At 40.2% G+C, this 21,355-nt stretch carries 18 protein-coding genes; 15 read left to right on the forward strand and 3 right to left on the reverse strand.

Annotated elements, in window-relative coordinates:
- Positions 1 to 132 precede the first annotated feature (132 nt).
- From NMK93_RS05760 to NMK93_RS05780, 5 genes are all read left to right on the forward strand, one after another.
- Complete coding sequence (locus tag NMK93_RS05760) at positions 133 to 1,008, forward strand: PstS family phosphate ABC transporter substrate-binding protein (protein WP_185213612.1); 876 nt, start codon at positions 133 to 135, stop codon at positions 1,006 to 1,008.
- The gene (pstC, locus tag NMK93_RS05765; RefSeq protein WP_185213613.1) at positions 998 to 1,888 is read left to right on the forward strand and encodes a phosphate ABC transporter permease subunit PstC; all 891 of its coding nucleotides are present in this window, start codon (positions 998 to 1,000) and stop codon (positions 1,886 to 1,888) included. The genes NMK93_RS05760 and pstC overlap by 11 nt, the downstream gene beginning before the upstream one ends.
- Positions 1,878 to 2,735 (forward strand): phosphate ABC transporter permease PstA, encoded by an 858-nt coding sequence (gene pstA / locus NMK93_RS05770; RefSeq protein ID WP_185213614.1) that lies wholly within the window; start codon positions 1,878 to 1,880, stop codon positions 2,733 to 2,735. The genes pstC and pstA overlap by 11 nt, the downstream gene beginning before the upstream one ends.
- Positions 2,725 to 3,471 (forward strand): phosphate ABC transporter ATP-binding protein PstB, encoded by a 747-nt coding sequence (pstB, locus tag NMK93_RS05775; protein WP_185213615.1) that lies wholly within the window; start codon positions 2,725 to 2,727, stop codon positions 3,469 to 3,471. The genes pstA and pstB overlap by 11 nt, the downstream gene beginning before the upstream one ends.
- A gap of 227 nt (positions 3,472 to 3,698) precedes the next feature.
- Positions 3,699 to 4,148: a hypothetical protein gene (locus NMK93_RS05780; protein WP_185213616.1), complete on the forward strand. Its 450-nt coding sequence runs from the start codon at positions 3,699 to 3,701 to the stop codon at positions 4,146 to 4,148.
- Between the two features lie 580 nt (positions 4,149 to 4,728).
- Here the strand turns inward: NMK93_RS05780 and NMK93_RS05785 are convergent.
- Positions 4,729 to 5,415 carry an arylesterase gene (locus NMK93_RS05785; protein WP_254528304.1) on the reverse strand — a complete coding sequence of 229 codons (687 nt, stop codon included), beginning with the start codon at positions 5,413 to 5,415 and terminating at the stop codon, positions 4,729 to 4,731.
- A 41-nt stretch (positions 5,416 to 5,456) separates the two neighbouring features.
- Between NMK93_RS05785 and NMK93_RS05790 the strand changes: the two genes are divergently transcribed.
- From NMK93_RS05790 to NMK93_RS05810, 5 genes are all read left to right on the forward strand, one after another.
- Positions 5,457 to 6,128 (forward strand): ABC transporter ATP-binding protein, encoded by a 672-nt coding sequence (locus NMK93_RS05790; RefSeq protein ID WP_254528305.1) that lies wholly within the window; start codon positions 5,457 to 5,459, stop codon positions 6,126 to 6,128.
- Complete coding sequence (locus NMK93_RS05795) at positions 6,125 to 8,656, forward strand: ABC transporter permease (RefSeq protein WP_254534394.1); 2,532 nt, start codon at positions 6,125 to 6,127, stop codon at positions 8,654 to 8,656. The genes NMK93_RS05790 and NMK93_RS05795 overlap by 4 nt, the downstream gene beginning before the upstream one ends.
- Positions 8,657 to 8,720: 64 nt before the next feature.
- Positions 8,721 to 10,985 (forward strand): S9 family peptidase, encoded by a 2,265-nt coding sequence (locus NMK93_RS05800; protein ID WP_254528309.1) that lies wholly within the window; start codon positions 8,721 to 8,723, stop codon positions 10,983 to 10,985.
- A gap of 60 nt (positions 10,986 to 11,045) precedes the next feature.
- A complete protein-coding gene (locus NMK93_RS05805) occupies positions 11,046 to 12,557 on the forward strand; it encodes an NAD(P)H-hydrate dehydratase (RefSeq protein WP_254528311.1) in 1,512 nt (503 codons plus the stop codon).
- 72 nt (positions 12,558 to 12,629) lie between these two features.
- A complete protein-coding gene (locus NMK93_RS05810) occupies positions 12,630 to 13,157 on the forward strand; it encodes a helix-turn-helix domain-containing protein (protein ID WP_254528313.1) in 528 nt (175 codons plus the stop codon).
- Positions 13,158 to 13,220: 63 nt separating this feature from the next.
- Here NMK93_RS05810 and NMK93_RS05815 read toward each other — a convergent pair whose 3' ends face one another.
- Positions 13,221 to 13,889: a tetratricopeptide repeat protein gene (locus NMK93_RS05815; RefSeq protein WP_093095065.1), complete on the reverse strand. Its 669-nt coding sequence runs from the start codon at positions 13,887 to 13,889 to the stop codon at positions 13,221 to 13,223.
- A gap of 324 nt (positions 13,890 to 14,213) precedes the next feature.
- On the opposite strand from NMK93_RS05815, the gene lon reads away from it, so the two are divergent.
- The 3 genes from lon (at position 14,214) to rnhA (ending at position 17,944) form a co-directional block, all read left to right on the forward strand.
- Positions 14,214 to 16,676, forward strand: a complete 2,463-nt coding sequence (lon, locus tag NMK93_RS05820; protein WP_185213624.1) for an endopeptidase La — start codon at positions 14,214 to 14,216, stop codon at positions 16,674 to 16,676.
- A gap of 172 nt (positions 16,677 to 16,848) precedes the next feature.
- Positions 16,849 to 17,382 (forward strand): aromatic acid exporter family protein, encoded by a 534-nt coding sequence (locus NMK93_RS05825; protein ID WP_185213625.1) that lies wholly within the window; start codon positions 16,849 to 16,851, stop codon positions 17,380 to 17,382.
- A gap of 55 nt (positions 17,383 to 17,437) precedes the next feature.
- On the forward strand, positions 17,438 to 17,944 hold the full coding sequence (gene rnhA, locus NMK93_RS05830; RefSeq protein ID WP_254528321.1) for a ribonuclease HI: 507 nt from the start codon (positions 17,438 to 17,440) through the stop codon (positions 17,942 to 17,944).
- 32 nt (positions 17,945 to 17,976) lie between these two features.
- Here the strand turns inward: rnhA and NMK93_RS05835 are convergent, their stop codons facing one another.
- Positions 17,977 to 20,004 carry a M3 family metallopeptidase gene (locus NMK93_RS05835; protein WP_254528323.1) on the reverse strand — a complete coding sequence of 676 codons (2,028 nt, stop codon included), beginning with the start codon at positions 20,002 to 20,004 and terminating at the stop codon, positions 17,977 to 17,979.
- Between the two features lie 117 nt (positions 20,005 to 20,121).
- On the opposite strand from NMK93_RS05835, the gene NMK93_RS05840 reads away from it, so the two are divergent.
- Both NMK93_RS05840 and NMK93_RS05845 read left to right on the forward strand, forming a co-directional pair.
- Positions 20,122 to 20,592 (forward strand): hypothetical protein, encoded by a 471-nt coding sequence (locus NMK93_RS05840; protein ID WP_185217235.1) that lies wholly within the window; start codon positions 20,122 to 20,124, stop codon positions 20,590 to 20,592.
- A gap of 117 nt (positions 20,593 to 20,709) precedes the next feature.
- A complete protein-coding gene (locus tag NMK93_RS05845) occupies positions 20,710 to 21,336 on the forward strand; it encodes a TetR/AcrR family transcriptional regulator (protein WP_185213629.1) in 627 nt (208 codons plus the stop codon).
- The last annotated feature ends 19 nt before the right edge of the window (positions 21,337 to 21,355 follow it).

Below are 21,355 nucleotides of genomic sequence, written 5' to 3' on the forward strand. Positions count from 1 at the left end.
TAACATTACACTGCGTACTGAAGCCTTGTCTTAATGTATATTTTACAATTCCTTTACACAAAAACATCAATATGCATATTCGTTAATATTGGCTTAATAATTTGTTAATTCTTAATCTTCATTTTTGTGGGGATGAGAAATAGTATAATTCGCTTTTTTCCAATCCTAACTTTGTTAGGTACTACGTTTTTCTATTCATGTAGTAATAATTCCAATTCCATCAAGATGAAGGGGTCTGATACGGAAGTAAATTTGGCGGTCAATTTGGCTGAGAAATTCACCAAGTTGGACCCGACTTTCAGCATTGCCATTTCTGGTGGTGGATCGGGATTAGGGATCACTTCTTTGATGAATGGACAGGCAGACATTGCCAATTCCTCGAGGCCACTTTCCGAGGAGGAGGTTCAGCAATTCCAAGATAAGAACATCGATATAAAAACGGTTGTTTTTGCCGAGGATGCAACAGCCTTTATTGTTCATAAGGATTTGCCGATTGATTCCATTGATGTAGAAACCTTGGCGAAAATTATGGATGGAAGCATTAAAAATTGGTCGGAGGTTAATGCAATCAATTCTCCGGTCAACATTTATGGTCGTCAGAGCAGCTCTGGTACGCATTCCTTTGTAAAAAAGAAACTGAAGATTGAATTTGCCAACACGGCAAAGGAGATGACTGGGAATGCCCAGATTATCGAGGGAGTCAAGGCGGATAAGACTGGGATTGGTTATGTAGGAGCTGGTTATGTTTCCCCAGATCCGCAAGAAGCGCAAGGCATAAAAATACTAAAGATCAAAAAGGATAAAACCAGCCATTCAATATCACCATTGGATCAGGATGCGATCAATAATGGTACATACTTCTTCCAAAGACCGCTGTACCAATTTATCCTGGCAAAATCTTGGGAAAAGGTTCGCCCATTTATCAATTTCGAACGCAGCCCTGCGGGAAGAATATTAATTGAAGACCATGGTTATTATATCTTAGAAAATCAAAAAAATGAAATATAGAGCAAGATTATCCTTGGACGTTTTTTTCAAATTCGTTTTCAAGGCCACAGGATTTTTGGTGCTAGCTTTACTGGGCGGAATATTAGCCATGTTGATTTACAATTCCTTTTCATTTTTCTTGGATGTCAGACCCTTGGATTTTATTACAGGGATGGAATGGAATCCTACCGGAAAGAATCCAAAATACGGGATGCTTCCATTAATCATTAGTACCACGATCGTCACCTTCGGGGCGATGTTGATCGCTATTCCCTTAGGGATTGGAACAGCTGCATTTATTGCAGAATATGCCAGTCCGAGGTTGAAGAATTTTTTGAAACCGGCGATTGAAATGCTTGCTGCAATTCCTTCCGTGGTGATCGGTTTCTTAGGTATTGTGGTGGTAAGCCCAGGGATTGCGAGCTTAGCTGATCTTTCTAATGGCTTAAATGCCTTGAATGGCGCCATATTATTGGCTGTAATGGCTTTGCCAACAATCATTACGGTCGCTGAAGATGCCATACATGCTGTTCCAAAGACATATAAGGAAGCAAGTTATGGAGTAGGGGCGACTAAATGGCAAACACTTTGTAAAGTAGTGATTCCAGCAGCGGCGCCGGGCATTATTGCTGCGGTGATGCTAGGGGTTGGCCGTGCAATCGGTGAAACCATGACCGTATTGATGGCGACCGGAAATGCATCCATCTTACCGACCAGTATGTTTGACTCCGTAAAAACCATGACAGCGACCATCGCTATTGAAATGGGGGAAGTTCCGTATCAAACAACACATTATTTCGCACTATATGCCATTGCAACAGTTTTATTCATCATGACATTAGCAGCAAATATGTTGGGCGAGTATTTTATTAACCGATTCAGAAAATATCATGCAGCGTAGAACACATAGATTATCAAGTATCATTGAGTGGGGTACTTTATTGACCAGTACCTTATTGGTGTGTTTTTTTCTGGTGGTTGTGATTTGGGAAATTGTTTCCAAAGGTTCTAGTCAACTTTCTTGGGAATTTGTTTCTAAAGTTCCGTCCGATGGAATGACCAAAGGAGGGATCCTGACACCTATCATTGGAACCGTTTTGCTTACTTTGATTACGGCATTGTTTTCCATTCCATTCGGCGTTGCCTGTGCCATCTATCTCCAAGAATATGCAGAGGATAGCTGGTTAACCAGGACCATTCGTGCTTCCATCCGTAACCTTTCTGGGGTACCTTCCATAATCTATGGCCTTTTTGGATTGGCATTATTTGTACAGGCCATGCATTTTGGAACATCATTAATTGCTGCCGGCTTAACCTTAGGGCTCCTGTCCTTACCGTATATCATTACCACAACAGAGGAAGCACTGATGCGAATCCCGAATTCAACCCGAGAAGCAGCATTAGCGGTTGGAGCAACAAAATTTGAGACCATTAAAGATGTGATCATTCCATCAGCCATGTCAGGGATTTTGACAGGTGTTGTACTGACATTGTCACGGGCAGCCGGAGAAACAGCTCCCATACTATTTACAGGTGCCGCATTTTACATCAATGGTACCAGTGCATTTATCAATCAAGAATTTATGGCCTTGCCATATCACTTATATATGTTGTCAACACAGCATCAATCCATCGATGAAGTCCGTCCGATCGCTTATGGTACGGCTCTCGTATTAATCATTGTTGTGTTCTTACTAAACCTGACCGCATTTTATATTCGTTATAAGTACAGAAAAAATGAAAACTAAGTTATCCGCAGAAAATCTAAACATCAGTTTCGGTACCAAGCATGTGCTGAATAATGTGAACGTGGAGTTTGCAGAAAATGAAATTACAGCCTTGATTGGACCCTCAGGATGCGGAAAGAGTACTTTGTTGCGTTCTTTCAATAGAATGCATGACCTTTCAGCAGATGCCAAAATAACAGGCTCCTTGAAGTTGGAGGATCTCGATCTTTATTCCAAATCCGTTCCTGTTACGGAAATCAGAAAGCGAATTGGCATGGTTTTCCAAAAAGCCAATCCATTTCCGAAGAGTATCTATGAGAATATCGCTTATGGCTTAAAGATCAACAATTTGCCACATGATAAAGCTATCATTGAAAAGGCTTTGCGTGAAGCATTCCTATGGGAAGAGGTAAAGAACGATTTGAAAATGCCTGCTACCCGTTTATCTGGTGGTCAGCAACAGCGTTTATGTATAGCACGTGCGGTTGCCCTGAGACCTGAAGTTATTTTGATGGATGAGCCCTGTTCGGCTCTGGATCCTGTGAGTACCTTGAAAATCGAAGAGCTGATCATGCACCTGAAAGAGAAATACACGATCGTTATTGTTACCCATAATATGCAACAGGCGCAGCGTATTGCTGATAAAACAGTCTTTATGTACTTAGGAGAGGTAAAAGAAGAGGGCTTGACCCAGCAAATATTTGGAAATCCGCTGAACGAAGTTACCGCAAATTACATTACTGGCCAGTTTGGCTAATCAAAAGAGATATTTTTCCGTTCCGTTTATATATTATATTATCCTTGTGTGAACCTTGAGATTACTTCGGTAAACCAAGGTTCTCTTATTTTAGGATACCTCCCTCATCTTCAAATCCTTATTAATATGATGCTAAAAACATTTATGTTAGGTTTTTGTTAAACTATTAAAACTTTCTTTGAGTTATTAGAATTTAAACTATATTTAACCGTTAAAATAATTAAGTTATGAGAAAATTAATCGTTTTTTGTGGCCTTTGTGCTTTGTTCCTGAGCAGTTGCGGACTTAAGGGATCTGGTGAAGTCGTAAAAGGGCCTCAATTGTTGACCGTGGAGTTTGTAGGTCAACAAGATTCTGTCCTTCAGAATAGCAAAGGAAAAGTGAAATTATTTGCCGTACCAGCAAATGTAGCCGATGTATCAGCTACCATGATAGATGAAGTAGACTTTGAGGCAGCACAAGTGCCCTTTACCGTGGATTTTGAAATCCCAATGGACCATTTAACATTGATCAAACCAGAAGTACAAGAAGGAGATTCCATTAAATATTATGTTTCAATGGATTGGGATTCCAATGGCGATGGCCAAATTGATTCGATGGATATGTCAATTGATTTTGATAGACAGTTCCCTGATATCGATATCAACCAATTACACCAACAAGTCTTCCTTAAATAAGGCTTGTTGCATTCAAGAATTTTAGTTGTTTTTTAAATTTTTTAGTTAAGGATTTCCGAAAGGGAATCCTTTTTTTTGAACCAGGATGGGAAGGATGAGAGGATTGACCAAGATCTGGGAATGAACCAGGATGGGAAGGATGAGAGGATTGACCAAGATCTAAGGTTCCGCAGGAAGTTTCTTTAGCACACTGCTATTCTGAACGATCAGTGAAGAATCTGTAGGCTTTTTTTTAAAAGATGCTGTCATTCTGCACCGAAGGTGCAGGAACTGTAGGCTATGTTGACCCAGGATCCCCTTCGACGCCACTCAAGCTTCGGATGGGGGTTCGACAGGCTCACCCACCGGATTGACCAAGATCTATGGTTCCGTAGGAAGTTTCTTTAGCACACTGCTATTCTGAACGATCAGTGAAGAATCTGTAGACTGTTTTTTTTAAAAGATGCTGTCATTCTGCACCGAAGGTGCAGGAACTGTAGGCTATGTTGACCCAGGATCCCCTTCGACGCCACTCACCCAACGAGGATTAGAGGATGGGCCAAAATGATCATGGATAATTTATGCTCTTTGCCCATATACCCTATAATATACCTTTTAAATGCGCCCAAACGTTTTCTGCTAAGATTTGTTGTCCTTCCTTAGTGGGATGTACGCCATCACCTTGGTTCAGGGTTTGGATTCCGGCAACTTTGTCCAATAGGAAAGGTACTAAGGTCATATTCTGCTCTTTGGCCAGTTTCGGGAATATTGCTGCGAAATCCTTGAAATATTGATCACCCATGCTTGGCGGAACCATCATCCCTGCAAGAACAAGCTTGCAATCTGGATATGCTTTTTTGACTTTGTTAACAATTTCGTTTAGGTTTTGGTAAGTGGCATCTGGTGAGATCCCACGTAGTCCATCATTGGCACCTAATTCAAGGACGAATACATCAATCTTATCTTTCAATAACCAATCAACCCTATCTTTTCCACCGGCTGAAGTTTCGCCGCTCAGACCTGCATTTATACAGGTATACCCTAAATTCAAAGAGTCAATTTTGCCTTGTATCAAGGCCGGAAATGCTTCCGACTGGTCATCTAACCCTAATCCTGCTGTCAAACTATTGCCGAAAAACAGGATGCGCTTGCTGCTTTCTGTTTTGGTCGTATCGAGCGTTGTACTATCAGAAGATGATGGAGATTTCTGCTGTGGGTTGGAGTTATTGCAAGATGCAAGTAAAAAAACAACGGAAACGGCTGATATTATAGATTTGATGTGATTCATAAGGCTAATTTAATTAAAAATAATATATAAATTTATTAGATATGTCATCTACTATGATCCTACAAGTTCAGCATGTCTTCAAGAATTACCAAATTGGAGACCATAAAATCCCAGTCTTAAATGATATCAATTTTGAAATAGAAGAAGGTTCCACCGTTTCTATTGTGGGACCCTCAGGCAGCGGCAAGACCACCTTGTTAGGTTTGTGCGCGGGTCTGGACCAAAGTTCGGAAGGGGATATCCTCCTAAATGGAATAAAATTAACCGGGCTGAGCGAGGATAAATTGGCTCAGGTAAGAAATGAACATGTTGGTTTTGTATTCCAAAATTTCCAATTGTTGCCTACGCTTACAGCATTGGAAAATGTATTGGTTCCGATGGAATTGCGGGGAATGAAGAATAAACAAAAGGATGCTTTGGAACTGTTGGACAAGGTAGGTCTATCTTCTCGTTCAGACCATTACCCTTCCCAGCTATCGGGTGGTGAACAACAACGGGTTTCCCTGGCGCGGGCATTTGCCAATAAACCTAAGATATTATTTGCAGACGAACCCACTGGAAACCTGGATGCAGAAACCAGCGCGATCATTGAAGACATGTTGTTTCAGTTGAATAAAGAATCTGGGACTACTTTGGTTATCGTGACCCATGATCTGGACCTAGCGGCCAAAACACAAAAGATAATTCCAATTAAGGGAGGAAGGATCCAATGAATTGGCGCTGGATACTCTTAATGGCATGGCGGGATAGCCGGAAAAATAGATCGCGGTTATTCCTCTTTATATCTTCCATTATATTGGGGATAGCGGCCTTGGTTGCAATGAATTCCTTTAATGAAAATCTGAGAAAGGACATTGATTCGCAAGCTGCGGAATTGATCGGTGCGGATCTGGAACTGGAAAGCCGCAGGGAGCCTTCTTCAGAAGCCATGAAATTTATTGATTCCCTTAAGGGTATGAGTGAGGATTTTGCCAAGGAAGAAAGATTTATGTCCATGATCCGTTTTCCAAAGGCGGAGGGCTCCAGATTGGTGCAAGTACGTGCCATTGAAGGTCATTATCCTTTTTATGGTGAAGTGGAAACTAATCCTTCCGATAGCTATCGGGATTTTGGTACCAAGGCCGGTGTATATGTGGAGAATTCACTTTTGTTGCAATTTAACGCTGTGGTAAATGATTCCGTCCAACTTGGGAACAACAGTTATCCAATCTTAGGGAATGTGCTTTCCCAGCCTGGACAGGCTGCCATAGCAGGAGCCATGGCACCTTCGGTTTTTGTACCGATTGCCCAATTGAAGAATTCGGGCCTGCAACAGCAGGGAAGTCGAATTGAATACCATTATTATTTTAAATTGCCTAAAGGATTTGCTGTTGATAAGGAGGTTGAAAAATTAGATAAAAAGATTGAGGAGCTGCAGTTGAGGGCATCAACCATACAGACTACGAAAGAAAATACCGGTAGGTCTTTTGCCGACATGGCTAGCTTCATGGAATTGGTAGGATTTGTGGCCCTGTTGCTAGGCTGTATTGGCGTATCAAGTTCCGTTCAGATCTATGTTCGCGAAAAACTGCTTTCTGTTGCTGTGTTGAGATGTTTGGGTACAACAGCGAAGCAGGCCTTTTATATCTTTTTGGTTCAATTTGCAGGTATAGGGCTAATCGGAGGTATCATTGGAGCAGTTTTAGGCTCCTTGATCCAATATTTAATTCCCGTGGTCATGCAAGATGTCATACCAGTGAGCTTGACGACTGGTGTGTCCTGGCTTGCCATCTTAGAAGGCATTGGTTTAGGTGTCGTTATAGCAGTTTTATTTGCGCTGTTGCCACTATTGGCCGTACGAAATATTTCTCCGCTGAACTCTATTCGGATATCAGATAAAGAGGAAAGCATGTTTAAGGATAAGATGAGCTGGTGGGTGTACCTTTTGATCTTGATCTTTATTACCGGATTTGCCAGGCTTCAAATGGCAGATTGGATACAGACTTTAGTTTTTGTTGCAGGAGTAGGCATTACCTTTTTATTGCTTTACGGTGTAGCAAAGGCTTTCACATATCTTATCAGGAAATTCTTTCCGAAGGGATGGCCTTATCTCTGGCGACAGGGCTTGTCCAATCTTTACCGCCCTAATAACCAAACGGTGATCTTGATGATATCCATCGGTCTGGGAACGGCTCTGATCTCGACCATGTTTTTGGTGCAGGATCTATTGATCAATCGGGTGAAAATCTCTTCAGAACAGAGTCAGGCCAATATGCTGATGTTTGATATTCAGCCTTCGCAGCATGAATCGCTTTCTAAAATGGCGAAAGAGGAGGGCTATCCCATATTAGAAGCAGTACCTGTTGTTACCATGCAATTGCAGAGTGTCAATGGCGTGACTTTAAAGGATGTTGTTGCAGATACCAGCAGTGAAGTTTCTTCAAGAGCGTTTCGCGGGGAAATCCGTGCGACCTATCGCGATTCTTTGACCAAAACGGAAAGCATTACTTCCGGTAAATGGGTAGGGGTTGTGGGAAATAAGGATACCGCCTCGGTTTCTTTGGACCAGAATTATGCCGATAACATCAAGGTGAAGGTTGGAGATAGGTTGTCTTTCAATGTTCAGGGATTGATCATTCCTGCAAAGGTCAGTAGCATCAGGCAAGTAGATTGGAATCGCTTCCAATCTAATTTTAGGGTTGTCTTTGCCAAGGGAAGCATCGATCAAGCACCCCAGTTTTATCTGATGATGACTAAGGTGCCTACAGAAATAGAATCCAGTAAATTTCAACAGAAGATCGTCAATAATTTCCCGAATGTTTCCGTAATCGATATGAATGCTGTTTTAACGGTACTGCAGGAAATTCTAGATAAAATTGGGTTTATCATCCAATTTATGGGGGCTTTCAGTATCCTTACAGGAATCATCGTTTTGATATCTTCGGTGCGGATCAGCAAGTTTCAGCGGATTCGCGAAAATGTGCTTTTGCGTACATTAGGCGCAAGCAGAAAGCAGATCTTTCTCATTACCATCAGTGAGTACCTGTTTTTAGGATTGCTTTCTGCCTTAACGGGTATAATAATTTCACTTCTAGCGAGTTATTTATTAGCTATTTTTGTTTTTGAAAGTGTATTTGTGCCATCTATTGGTATGATCGCTTTGTTGTTGGTGCTGATTGTGGGATTGACTGTTCTGATCGGATTGATCAACAGCTTGTCAGTCATCAATCGTTCTCCTTTAGAAGCTTTGCGAAAAGAATAAGGTATTTACCGAAAATATTGTAACAATATGTTAAATTTATACACTAACAAATTGATTTTAGATTATGAAAAAATTATTCACAATGCTGTTTGTACTTTTGGGTATGATAAGTACTAAAGCTCAGGTTGCTGGTGATTGGAAGGGAGAACTTGAGGTCCAAGGGGCCAAAATGGAGTTAATCTTTCACATCAGTGACAAAGACGGAAATTTAGCGGCAACCATGGATGTCCCTGCTCAAGGAGCATCAGGATTGCCCATGTCGACCGTAAAGTTCGAGAACAATAAGCTTAATCTGGCGATGGAGCAACCAGCTTTATCCTATGAAGGAGAACTTAAAGGGGAATATCTCGAAGGAATATTTAAGCAATCAGGAATGGAATTTCCATTGAAATTGGCTAAGACCAAGATCAGCAAACCCGGAGATCCAAGTTTAGTTTCAACAGACTCTGAATTGGCGAAATTGATAGAACTGGGGAATGGTAATTACAAGTACAAGGTAGAAGATTATTTTGCCAAACCAAAATCCTCTAGTTTTGCCTTGTCGCCGAATGGAAAATACATCTCTTATCGCGAAAAAGACGCCAACAACAAACGCCATGTAATGGTAAAGGAGGTCGCTACTGGTAAAGTGGTCAGAGCGATAGAAGAGAAAGATGAATTGATCCGTGGGATGGGCTGGGTGAATGATGAACGTTTGGTCTACATTATGGATCAAGGAGGAAATGAGAATTACCATCTGTATGCTGTCAATATTGATGGTACGAAGAATATTGACCTTACACCATTTGAAGGCGTTCAAGCAGGAATCCTGAATATGCTGAAGGAGCAAAAGGATGTAATCATTATCCAAATGAACAAGGATAACAAGCAAGTCTTTGAACCGTACAAGGTCAATGTGCAGACCGGTGAAATGGAAAAGCTTTTTACCAATACGGATCCTGAGAATGCTATTGTAGGTTATGAATTTGATAAAGATGGAAACTTACGCGGCTATGCCAAGATGCAAAATGGAGTAAATACCCAATTTTTCTATAAACCTCAGGGAAAAACGGAGTTTGAATTGTTTGGCACAACGAAATGGTATGATACTTTTTCAGTATTGTCGTTTAATTATGCCTCTAAAAATCCAGACGAGGCCTATGTGTTAACTAATTTGGATTCGGACAAGGCTAGGATCGTCCTGTATGATCTAGGTCAGAAAAAGTTGATCAAGGAAGTGTATTCCAATCCAGATTATGATGCTACCATATTAGGGCTATCCAGGAATAGAAATTGGGAGTTGGACTATGTGGGTTATGAGGGTGAGAAAGTGGAGATTGAACCCAAGAGTGAAACTTTCAAAGAGATCTATTCCCTGTTCCAGAAGGAATTCCCGAATTATGAATATTCCATAGTTGGGAAGACAGATAAGGAGGATCAATATTTAGTGGTTGTGCAGAGCGATAAGCTGTACGGAAAATACTACCATTTAGATGCCGGAACTAAAAAGATCACTTTACTTTATGATCTGATGCCGCAATTGAAGGAAGCAGATATGGCTGAGATGCGTCCGATTTCTTTTAAATCAAGGGATGGGCTGACATTGCATGGTTATCTAACCTTACCTAAAGAAGCCTTGGATGGAAAGAAAGTTCCATTGATCGTCAATCCACATGGAGGGCCACAAGGAGTTCGTGATAGTTGGGGATTCAATCCGGAAGCACAATTATTTGCTGCTCATGGATTTGCGACATTGCAAGTCAACTTCCGGGTGTCAGGAGGCTACGGTAAGGATTTTTTAAAGGCCGGTTTCAAGGAAATTGGTAGAAAAGCTATGGATGATGTGGAAGATGGTATTAAATACGTCATTGATCAGGGCCAGATTGATAAGGATAATGTGGCTATCTATGGTGGTTCGCATGGAGGATATGCCGTATTAAGAGGACTGACCAAGACGCCGGATCTATATAAAGCGGGAGTTGATTATGTCGGGGTGTCCAATATCTTTACCTTAATGAATTCCATTCCAGAATATTGGAAACCTTATAAAGAAATGCTCTATCAGGTTTGGTATGATCTGGATGATCCAAAAGAAGCGGAAATTGCTAAAGAAGTTTCTCCAATATTCCATGTAGATAAAATAAAAGCCCCATTATTTGTGGTTCAGGGAGCGAATGACCCGAGGGTGAAAATTGCAGAGGCTGATCAAATTGTAAAGGCTTTGCGTGAAAAGGGTGTTGATGTACCTTATATGGTGAAGTATGATGAAGGTCATGGGTTTGGAAAAGAGGAAAATCAGATAGAATTCTATAAAGCCATGATGGGCTTTTTCCACAAACATTTAAATTAATCTGTTGTTATATAAGCGTATAGCTCCTAAATTTAGGAGCTATACTTATTTTATTCGGTTATGAAAATCCTAAACGCTGATCAGTTGAAAATTGTAGACCAGGAAACCATCCAAAATGAAGGGATCAATTCTTGGGAACTCATGGAGCGTGCTTCTAGCATAGTCAGCACGGCCATCTTGGATGATTATTTTGATGTCATCAAGGAACTGCCCATTGCCATCGTTTGTGGAAAGGGCAATAATGGTGGTGATGGATTAGCTATTGCGAGGCAATTGATGGATTCAGGCTACGATGTAGAAGTTCGGTTATTGAAGTCGGATCATTATACGGCCGACAATCAGTTGAACCAAGATAAATTGGACAACATTCAGTATTTCGATTTAGATGATGACCTCGATCTTCCCATAGAAGGATTTTTAATAGACTGTTTATTTGGGTATGGATTGAGTGCAGCTCTTTCTGATGAATGGCGAGGAGTCATTGAACAGATGAATAATTTTCAAGGCAGGATAATATCGGTTGATATGCCCTCTGGCTTAATGCTGGATGCTGTTGGTCAATTTGAAGACCTTATTGTCCGTGCCAGCAAGGTCTACACCTTCCAGTTTCCTAAATTGGCACTGTTACTTCCTCAGAATTCCATTTTTGTAGGAGAATTCGAAGTCTTGGACATCGGCTTGGATGAGAATTCTATCCTGAAGCAAAGTACATCAAATCGCTATGTTGAAGCAGGAATGCTTGATATCTTATTGCGTTCCAGGTCAAGGTATTCGCATAAGGGTACCTTTGGACATGTAGCAATTGTTGGAGGAAGTTTGGGGAAAATGGGAGCAGTTTTAATGGCTACAAAGGCTGCCCTAAAATCTGGATGCGGTCTGGTAACTGCTTATATCCCGAAATGTGGCTACAATGTTTTGCAGATCGGTTTTCCAGAAGCTATGGTCTTATTGGATTCATCGGAAGAAAAGTTAGTTGACTTCCAAGTTCAGGGTGAGTTTTCTGCATATGGGGTTGGTATTGGGATGGGAAAGGATGAAGAAACCGTTCGCGGTTTTGGAATATGGTTGCAATCACTTGCTGAGGACAGTAAAATGGTTTTGGATGCGGATGCCCTAAACATCATCGCTGAAAATGAACATCTGTTGAAGCACCTACCTATTAATACTATTCTGACCCCGCACCCTAAGGAATTAAGACGCTTGATTGGGGAATGGGAGAATGATTTGGAAAAATTGGATAAAGTGAAAGCATTTTGCAGTGAAAACCAAGTGATTTTGGTCATCAAAGGAGCAAACACGGCTATTGTGAATCCTGCTGCTGAGGTTTATTTCAATTCTACCGGTAATCCTGGTATGGCAACTGGAGGAACTGGTGATGTATTGACCGGTATTATCAGTAGTTTACTTGCCCAAGGTTATAATGCCTTAGATGCAGCTGTTCTGGGGGTTTATATTCATGGTTCTGCAGGTGATTTTGCGAAAGATTGGGTAGGTGAGACCAGTTTGATTGCATCTGATCTGATCGATCATTTGGCCTCTGCCTTTATGAATCTCTTGAATGAAAGTGAGTAAATATGAAATTCAAATGATAGCATTGGACTAGAGGCTAATTTAGGTCCGGTAAAATATCCTTATCTTTATCCAATGCAAATTCACATCAAAAATATGGTATGTCCTCGCTGCGTTATGGCAGTTGAACAGATCTTGAAAAGGATGGATGTTCCATTTGGTGATGTGAGTATTGGTTCCATTAACTTAAGCAGACCCTTTACAGACGCAGAACGTATTCTATTTGACCAAGAGCTCAAGTTGATTGGATTTGAAGTATTAAAGGATAGGAAGCAGATTTTAGTCGAAGAGATAAAAATAGCGCTCTCAGAGATGTTGAAGGCGGAGGAGTCAATGTCAATCAAAACGTCGAGTTATCTATCAGAAAGGTTCAATCTGGAATATTCCTATCTGAGTAGTGCGTTTTCCGAAGTCCAAGGGGAGAGTATCGAAAAATATTTAATCAACCTAAAGGTTGAAAAGGTTAAAGAGCTGTTGAGCTATGATGCCACTTTGGCGGAGATAGCGGCACAACTGCAATACAGCAGTATCGCTCATTTGAGCAACCAATTTAAAAAGACGACCGGGGTTAGCCCTTCTGTTTATAAGAAACAGTTGATCTAATCTTGAAATTTAAATAAAACAGAAAAGCCCGCAAATTGCGGGCTTTCTGTTTTTGTTCAATTGTTATTTAAGGTTATCACGGTAAACTGTAGCTTTTTTAACTTCAGTTTGGATGTCTTTACGAGAAGCATCGTAAGTCAATACTTTCTCATAGTCTGTAATAGCTTTGTTGTACGCGTCAGTAGCTGTTGCTTTATTGTAGTTAGCTGCACCTTTAGTACCTGTAAGGATTCCTAGATCGCGGTAAGCAATAGCACGGTTTTGATATAATTTTGCGTCATTTGCATTGATAGCGATTGCTTTAGTATAGTCAGCTGTAGCAGATTTCAATAAAGCTTCACGTTCTTGGTTGCTCAATTTCAATTCTTTGTTTACTGCCATGTTGTTGTTCGCTTTTGCTTTGTAGTAGTAAGCAGAAGTGTTTTTGGCATCCAAGGAAATTACTTTGTTGAAATTAGCGATAGCTTTTTTGTAATCACCATTTTGGAATTGAGAGTAACCTAATAAATACACAACTTCAGGTTCGTTTCCAGCATTAGGTAATGCCTTTTCGAATTGAGTTGCTGCAGTTTTAAAATCACCGTCCAATAATGCTTTTTCACCAGCACGTACATTTGGATCGCTGTGTTGTTTTTCTTGTGCTTGTGCACCCATTGTAGCTAATGCCAAAGCAACAGTAGCTAACCCAATCTTAATCGTCTTCATCTGTGTATTCAAGTTATTTAATTTCATGTCTGAATTTTTATGTTGTTTTCCCTGTAAATTTCTATACTCCTACTAATAGAGTAAAAATCTGTTAAATAGTTTAACGCCGCAATCAATAGTTATAAACATTTCCACATTTTGTAACTTGCTTCTAAATATTGCAGAAATCTATACACAAAGGTGACAAAGAATGTGCTGATTACTGACGATTTAACAGATACAAATCAATAATAGCATAAAATGTACCAAATTTCGGACTTGGCACTTTGCTTGCACTATATGAGTTCATTAATTTTAAAATAAAAAATAGCTGATCGTCTGACAAGATGTCGGCAAGCTGGACATGTACATATGAACAAATTTGATTCATTCAATTTTAATCAAACGTTACCTATCATAAACGAAGAAACTGAATTCTTTCCCTTATTGACTCAACAGGATGAGGATGAAATGAGGAATGCAGAAATTCCCGATCAACTCCCGATTCTACCCCTTAGGAACACGGTTCTTTTTCCGGGTGTGGTGATCCCTATTACGGTTGGTCGAGATAAGTCTATTAAATTGGTAAAGGATGCCTATAAGGGTGATCGCACTATTGCTGTGGTATCGCAGAAAGATATGACGGTTGAGGATCCTACTTTTGAACAATTGAACAAAGTAGGGACTGTAGCCCATATCATCAAGATCCTTCAGATGCCTGATGGTAACACAACGGTGATCATTCAGGGTAAGCAGCGTGTGAAACTAAAGGAATTGGTTCAAACTGAGCCTTACCTGATCGCTCGTGTAGAGAAGTTTCCGGAGGATAAACCAAAAACGAGCAGTAAAGAATTCAAGGCTTTGATCTCTTCTGTGAAGGAAATGGCTTTGCAGATCATTCAACTATCGCCAAACCTACCAAGTGAAGCAGGAATTGCTATCAAGAATATTGAAAGTCCTACTTTCCTGGTGAACTTTATCTCTTCAAATCTTTCATTGGAGCTGGAGCAGAAACAGGACTTATTGGAAATCAAGGATTTTGTGAAGCGTGCTAAACAATTGTTGGAGCATTTGACGACTGAAATCCAGATGTTGGAGCTGAAGAATCAAATCCAAAATAAGGTAAGGATTGATTTAGACAAGCAGCAACGCGATTATTTCTTGAGCCAACAACTGAAGACCATTCAGGAGGAATTGGGAGGGAATACCCCGGACCTTGAAATCGAAGAACTGAAGAAAAGGGCAAAAGCGAAAAAATGGAGAGAGGATGTGGGCAAACATTTCCAAAAGGAATTGGAGAAATTGGCCCGTATCAATCCCGCTGCTGCTGATTATTCGGTGCAGTTGAACTATTTGGAATTGTTGTTGGATTTGCCATGGGGTGAATTTACCAAGGACAATTTCGATTTGGCTCGAGCAGAAAAGGTTTTGAACAAAGATCATTATGGTCTGGAAAAAGTGAAGCAACGTATCATTGAATATTTGGCTGTCTTGAAGCTGAAAAATGATATGAAAGCTCCAATCTTATGTTTGGTAGGGCCTCCAGGAGTTGGTAAGACTTCGTTGGGGAAATCTATTGCTAAAGCTTTAGGAAGAAAATATACCCGTATGGCCTTGGGAGGTATCCGTGATGAAGCGGAAATCAGGGGGCATCGAAAAACTTATATCGGCGCCATGCCTGGGCGTATCATTCAATCCTTGAAAAAAGCAGGTGCTTCAAACCCTGTGTTTGTTTTGGATGAGATTGATAAAATAGGTTCTGATTTTAAAGGTGATCCTTCTTCAGCTTTGTTGGAGGTTTTGGATCCTGAACAAAATACCCACTTCTACGATCATTATGTGGAAATGGAATATGATCTTTCCAAAGTGATGTTCATTGCCACTGCCAATTCATTGAGCGGTGTGCAGCCTGCACTCTTGGACCGTATGGAGATTATTGAAGTCAATGGTTATACCATTGAGGAGAAGATTGAGATCGCCAAGAAACACTTGTTGCCTAAGCAGCGTGAAATGCATGGTATCCAAGCAAAAGACATTGCTCTGAAACCTAAGATGATTGAGAAAATCATTGAAGAATATACCCGTGAATCGGGTGTCCGTGGTCTGGAAAAGAAAATCGGTTCGATCGTACGCGGTATTGCAACGAGGATCGTGATGGAAAAACCGTATGATCATAACCTTTCGGCAGAGGATGTGGAGGAAATCTTAGGTCCACCGATCTTTGACAAGGACCTGTATGAGAACAATGATATCGCTGGGGTTGTAACTGGTTTAGCCTGGACTTCGGTTGGCGGTGATATCCTATTTATTGAATCTAGCTTGAGCCCGGGAAAAGGGAAGCTGAGCTTGACGGGTAACTTAGGTGACGTGATGAAAGAATCTGCTGCCATTGCAATGGCCTACCTACGCTCTCATGCTGATGAGTTTGGAATTGATTTTAAAGTCTTCGATCAATGGGATGTGAATATTCACGTGCCTGCCGGTGCTACACCTAAAGATGGACCATCTGCCGGCATCACCATGTTGACTGCCTTGGCATCCTTGTTTACCCAACATAAGGTAAAACCAAAATTGGCTATGACCGGTGAGATCACTTTACGTGGCAAGGTATTGCCAGTAGGAGGGATCAAGGAGAAAATATTAGCGGCTAAGCGTGCAAACATCAAGGATATCATCTTGAGTAAGTCCAACCAAAAGGATATTTTGGAGATCAAGGAAGATTATATCAAAGACTTGAATTTCCATTATGTAAGCGAGATGCGTGAAGTGGTTAAATTGGCGCTACTGGATGAAAAAGTTAAGAACGCAAAACAATTAAATCGAGAAAATTACTAATTTATATTGCATAATATCTAAGGCACAATTAATTCAAAATTGTGCCTTTTTTATTGTTTGTAGGATCGACGGTTTCCTTGTTAAGCGCTGATTTCCAAATCGGTTTGTCAGGGTCATTCAATCTTATGAGGTTAATTTTAATTATAATTTAATAAACAGTATTTTTGCGGCAATGAATCTCAACAGTAATACAGCGAGGTTTGTCAAGCGGGTCATTACCTCACCTCTATTAATTTATATCATCCGGTGTCTGATTGGTTTTGTTATTGGATACTTATTGTATCTAAGGTTTAAACAGTTTGAGGTCTTCTGGGCATTATTATCCATTATTTTAGTTATTTCTCCTGAGGAAAAGGATTCGAAAAGGCTTTCAATTGAGCGATTTAAGTCGAATTTTGTAGGGTCGGTCGTAGCCATGGGCTGTGTTTGGCTGTTGCCAAAGTCGGTATATTCTATTATGACAGGTATCGTGCTGACCATTTTCCTATGTTGGGGATTCAAGATCCTGAACATGGCAAGGGTAGCAATCGTGGCCTTATTGATCATCATGATAGAACCTCACCATACACAGATTGCCTATACGCCAATCTATCGTGCACTATCGACGGGCATTGGCTGTATTATAGGGTTGACGATCGTGATTGTATCTTCAGGAGTGATTCAATTCATGCGGGAAAAATACAAGATATTTACAGAGCCTGCCTAACAGCGAGTTACAATATAAATCCATCACTTACAATTAAATCGTTATTTTTACAGCAATGATTGAATTATATACTGACGGCGCATCCAGCGGAAATCCTGGTCCTGGTGGTTATGGAACTATCTTAAGGGCAATTTATCAAGGGGCAAATCCTGAATTTCAAGGTAAACTAATCGAAAAGGAATTTTCTGGAGGCTTTAGGAAAACGACCAATAACCGAATGGAATTATTGGCAGTTATCATTGGTCTAGAAGCCTTGAAGAACCTCAATCAGCAAGTGACCGTATTTTCGGATTCGAAATATGTCATCGATGCCATTGATAAAAAATGGGTGTATGGCTGGATTCAGAAAGGATTTCAAGGAAAGAAGAATAAAGACCTTTGGATGCGGTTGATGAATGTATATAAACTGCATAAGGTCAAGTTGGTATGGGTAAAAGGCCATGCTGGGCATCCGCTAAACGAGCGATGTGACCAATTGGCTGTTAAGGCATCAAAAGATAAGTCCACCTGGAAAATAGATTCTGTGTTTGAATCAGAATTGCAAAAAGGCTTAGATATTTAATCTAAGCCTTTTTCATTTATGTTCGATATGGATTAGATCAATCCAGCACGTTTCAAAAGAGGATCAACGGACGGTTCTTTTCCACGGAACTGTTTATAGAGTTTCATTGGATGTTCCGTACCGCCTTTTGAAAGAATATTGTCCTTGAATTTTTTTGCAACCTCCCGATTGAAGATACCTTTCTGTTGGAAATAATCGAAAGCATCTGCATCCAGGACCTCTGCCCATTTATAGGAGTAATATCCCGAAGAGTAACCGCCATCAAAGATATGGGAGAAAGATGTGGACATGACATTCTCCTTGACATCGGGATAGATCGCAGTTTCCGCGAACTGTTGAGTTTCAAAATCTTTCACCTTGCTGATAGCACTTGGGTCCTGTCCATGCCAACCCATATCTAAAAGACCGAAGCTCAACTGTCTGACCGTTGTCAGCCCTTCCAAGAAGGAAGCAGAATCTTTGATTTTTTGGATGTATTCCATGGGAATGGTTTCGCCAGTTTCATAATGCTTGGCAAAAAGTTTTAAAGCTTCCTCTTCATAGCACCAGTTTTCCATAATTTGACTTGGAAGTTCGACGAAGTCCCAAAAAACGGAAGTTCCGGAAAGGGTAGGATAGGTCGTGTCTGCCAACATGCCATGTAAGGCATGGCCAAATTCATGGAACAGGGTGGTAACCTCGTTGAATGTTAACAAAGAGGGCTTACTTGAAGTAGGTCGAGTAAAGTTGCAGACGATCGAAACATGAGGTCTCTCATTGTGATCATCTTTAATATATTGCGATTTGTAGGAGGTCATCCATGCGCCATTCCTCTTGCCCTTACGGGGGAAGAAGTCTGCATAGAAAACCGCGACTAAATCACCCTCATCTGTACTTACCTCATAGGTCTGTACTTCTGGATGATATTTGTCTATATTCTGGATTTCCTTAAAATTCAAGCCATAGAGACGGTGGGCAATTTCAAATACACCATTTAAGACATTGTCTAATTTGAAATATGGCCTTAACTTTTCATCATCCAGATTGAAACGTTCTTGTTTCAGTTTTTCTGAATAATAACTGCCATCCCATTTTTCTAAATGGTCTAAACCATCCTTTTCTTTTGCATATTGGCTCAATTCGGCAAATTCTTTTAATGCTGCTGGTTTGCCTTTTGCAAGGAGGTCATTCAAAAATGAAGTAACGGTATTGGGGTTTTGAGCCATACGTTCTTCTAATTTGAAGTGTGCGTGGGAATCATAACCTAATAATTTAGCCCGTTGATGTCTCAGTTTGGCAATTTTTAGGATTATTTCTTCATTGTTGTTTGCATTGTCCTGAAAGCCTTTTTTACCAGCAGCGATTGCCAATTCTTTTCGCAATTCGCGGTTGCTGGCATAGGTCATAAATGGGATGTAGCTAGGATAGTCTAAGGTGAAAATCCAGCCTTCTTTGCCTTCTTCTTTTGCGAGTTCATGTGCTGCCTCGATCACAGAATCAGGAAGGCCATGCAGGTCCTCTTTTTTCAAGATATGTAATTGATAGGCATTGGTATCCGCCAATACATGTTCTGCGAAGTTTAATTTCAATACCGACATTTCCTGGTCGATTCCCCTGAGTTCTTTTTTCTTTTCGTCCGATAGCAAGGCGCCATTGCGAACGAAATCTCTATAGTTTTTGGTCAATAAAGTTTCTTGTTCAGGGCTAAGATTTAGGTTGTCTTTTTGATCATATACCTCCTTGATCTTTAGGAATAACTCATAGTTCAAGGTGATGTCGGAGCTTAATTCTGCCAACATGGGAGCTACCTGTACAGCAATCTTTTCTAATTCATCATTCGTTTCTGCAGAATGGAGATTGAAAAATATATTGGAAATCCGATCTAATTGCATTCCAGAGAAGGATAGTGCCTCGATCGTATTTTCAAAGGTTGCTGCTTGAGTGTTTGATGCAATCTGTTCAATTTCCCCTTTAGTTTCAGCTATTGCTTCCTGAAAGGCTGGAACGTAATCTTCGTTTTTGATTTGGGAAAAGGGAGCTGTATTATAATTCGTCTCGAAAGACTTTGTAAGAATATTCATAGTATATAAAGTTACAAATATAAATCTACTGGAAATGGGTCTGGAATATAGATTTATCAAGATTTTACGGAAACATTACGTATCATTATACGTTATAACAATAAAAAAAAGATAAACATGAGAAATATCGCTAAGTCATTATTTGTTGTCCCGGTTTTGGTATTAAGTATGAGTGCTTGTAATAATTCTGGACAGGAGGCTAAAGACAACAAAGAAAATGATGCTGTGGCAGATGAATGGACCGCTTCAGAATTGGCCGGAAAATATGTGTTTGATGAAAATGGAGATACGATTTTATTGGATCTGAAAAGTCAAAACGACTCTCTTATTGGACCATTAAGCTATAATTTTCAAGAAAAAGACAAGAACCATGGAGAATTCCGAGGAGTAATCAAGGATTCTTTATTGGTGGGTGAATATAGTTTTATGTCAGAAGGGGTAAACTCTGTTAGGGAGACAGTTTTTGGAATTGTTCCAGAAGGGTTGATTGAAGGCTTTGGCGATGTGGAAGAGATCGATTCGAAGTTTGTTTTCAAAAATATGGACAGTTTGAGGTTTGATCATGGGATGATTTTACATAAAAAATAAGCTTCCATTGGTTGTTTAGTTCATTTTCTTTAAAAAGTTTGGTCATTTGATTAAAATATTTGTTTAATTCTCTTAAATGTTCTTACCTTTGGGCAATCTCAAGTGAAAAGCCAAAAGATGAATAAGAAGGAAGAGAAGGAATTAGATACATCAACCGAAGACAAAATAAAAGAAGCAGCGCGCATTGTATTTCATAAGAAAGGATATGCAGCGACTAGGACCAGAGATATTGCTGATGAAGCAGGAATCAACCTATCCCTTTTAAATTATTATTTCAGAAGTAAGGAAAAGCTTTTCGAACTCATTATGCTGGAAACACTAGGTGAGTTTATGAAAGGCTTGGTCTTGGTATTAAATGACCATGAGTCTACCTTATTGGAGAAAGTCAGTGCCATTGCTGAGCATTATATCGATTCGATAAAGGATAAACCCGAGATTCCTGGATTTATCGTGAGTGAGATCCGATCCAATGTCAATAATATTCTCGAGAAAATTCCTGTCCGTGAAATCTTAGGAGAATCATTCTTTGTCCAACAATTGGATGAGGAAATAAAGAATGGAACCCTGAAGGAGGTTAGTCCTATTCAATTTATTATGAACGTTTTGGGTATGGTCCTGTTTCCTTTTATTGCTCAACCTATGATCATGAACGGAACGGGGCTCAACAACAATGAATTTTTTGCCTTGATGGAAGAACGTAAGAAGTTGATTCCCATTTGGGTGCAGGCTATGTTTAAAGCATAGTCTATTTTTTGTCTATAAA

Source organism: Sphingobacterium sp. LZ7M1, assembly GCF_024296865.1.
Taxonomy (GTDB): Bacteria; Bacteroidota; Bacteroidia; order Sphingobacteriales; family Sphingobacteriaceae; genus Sphingobacterium.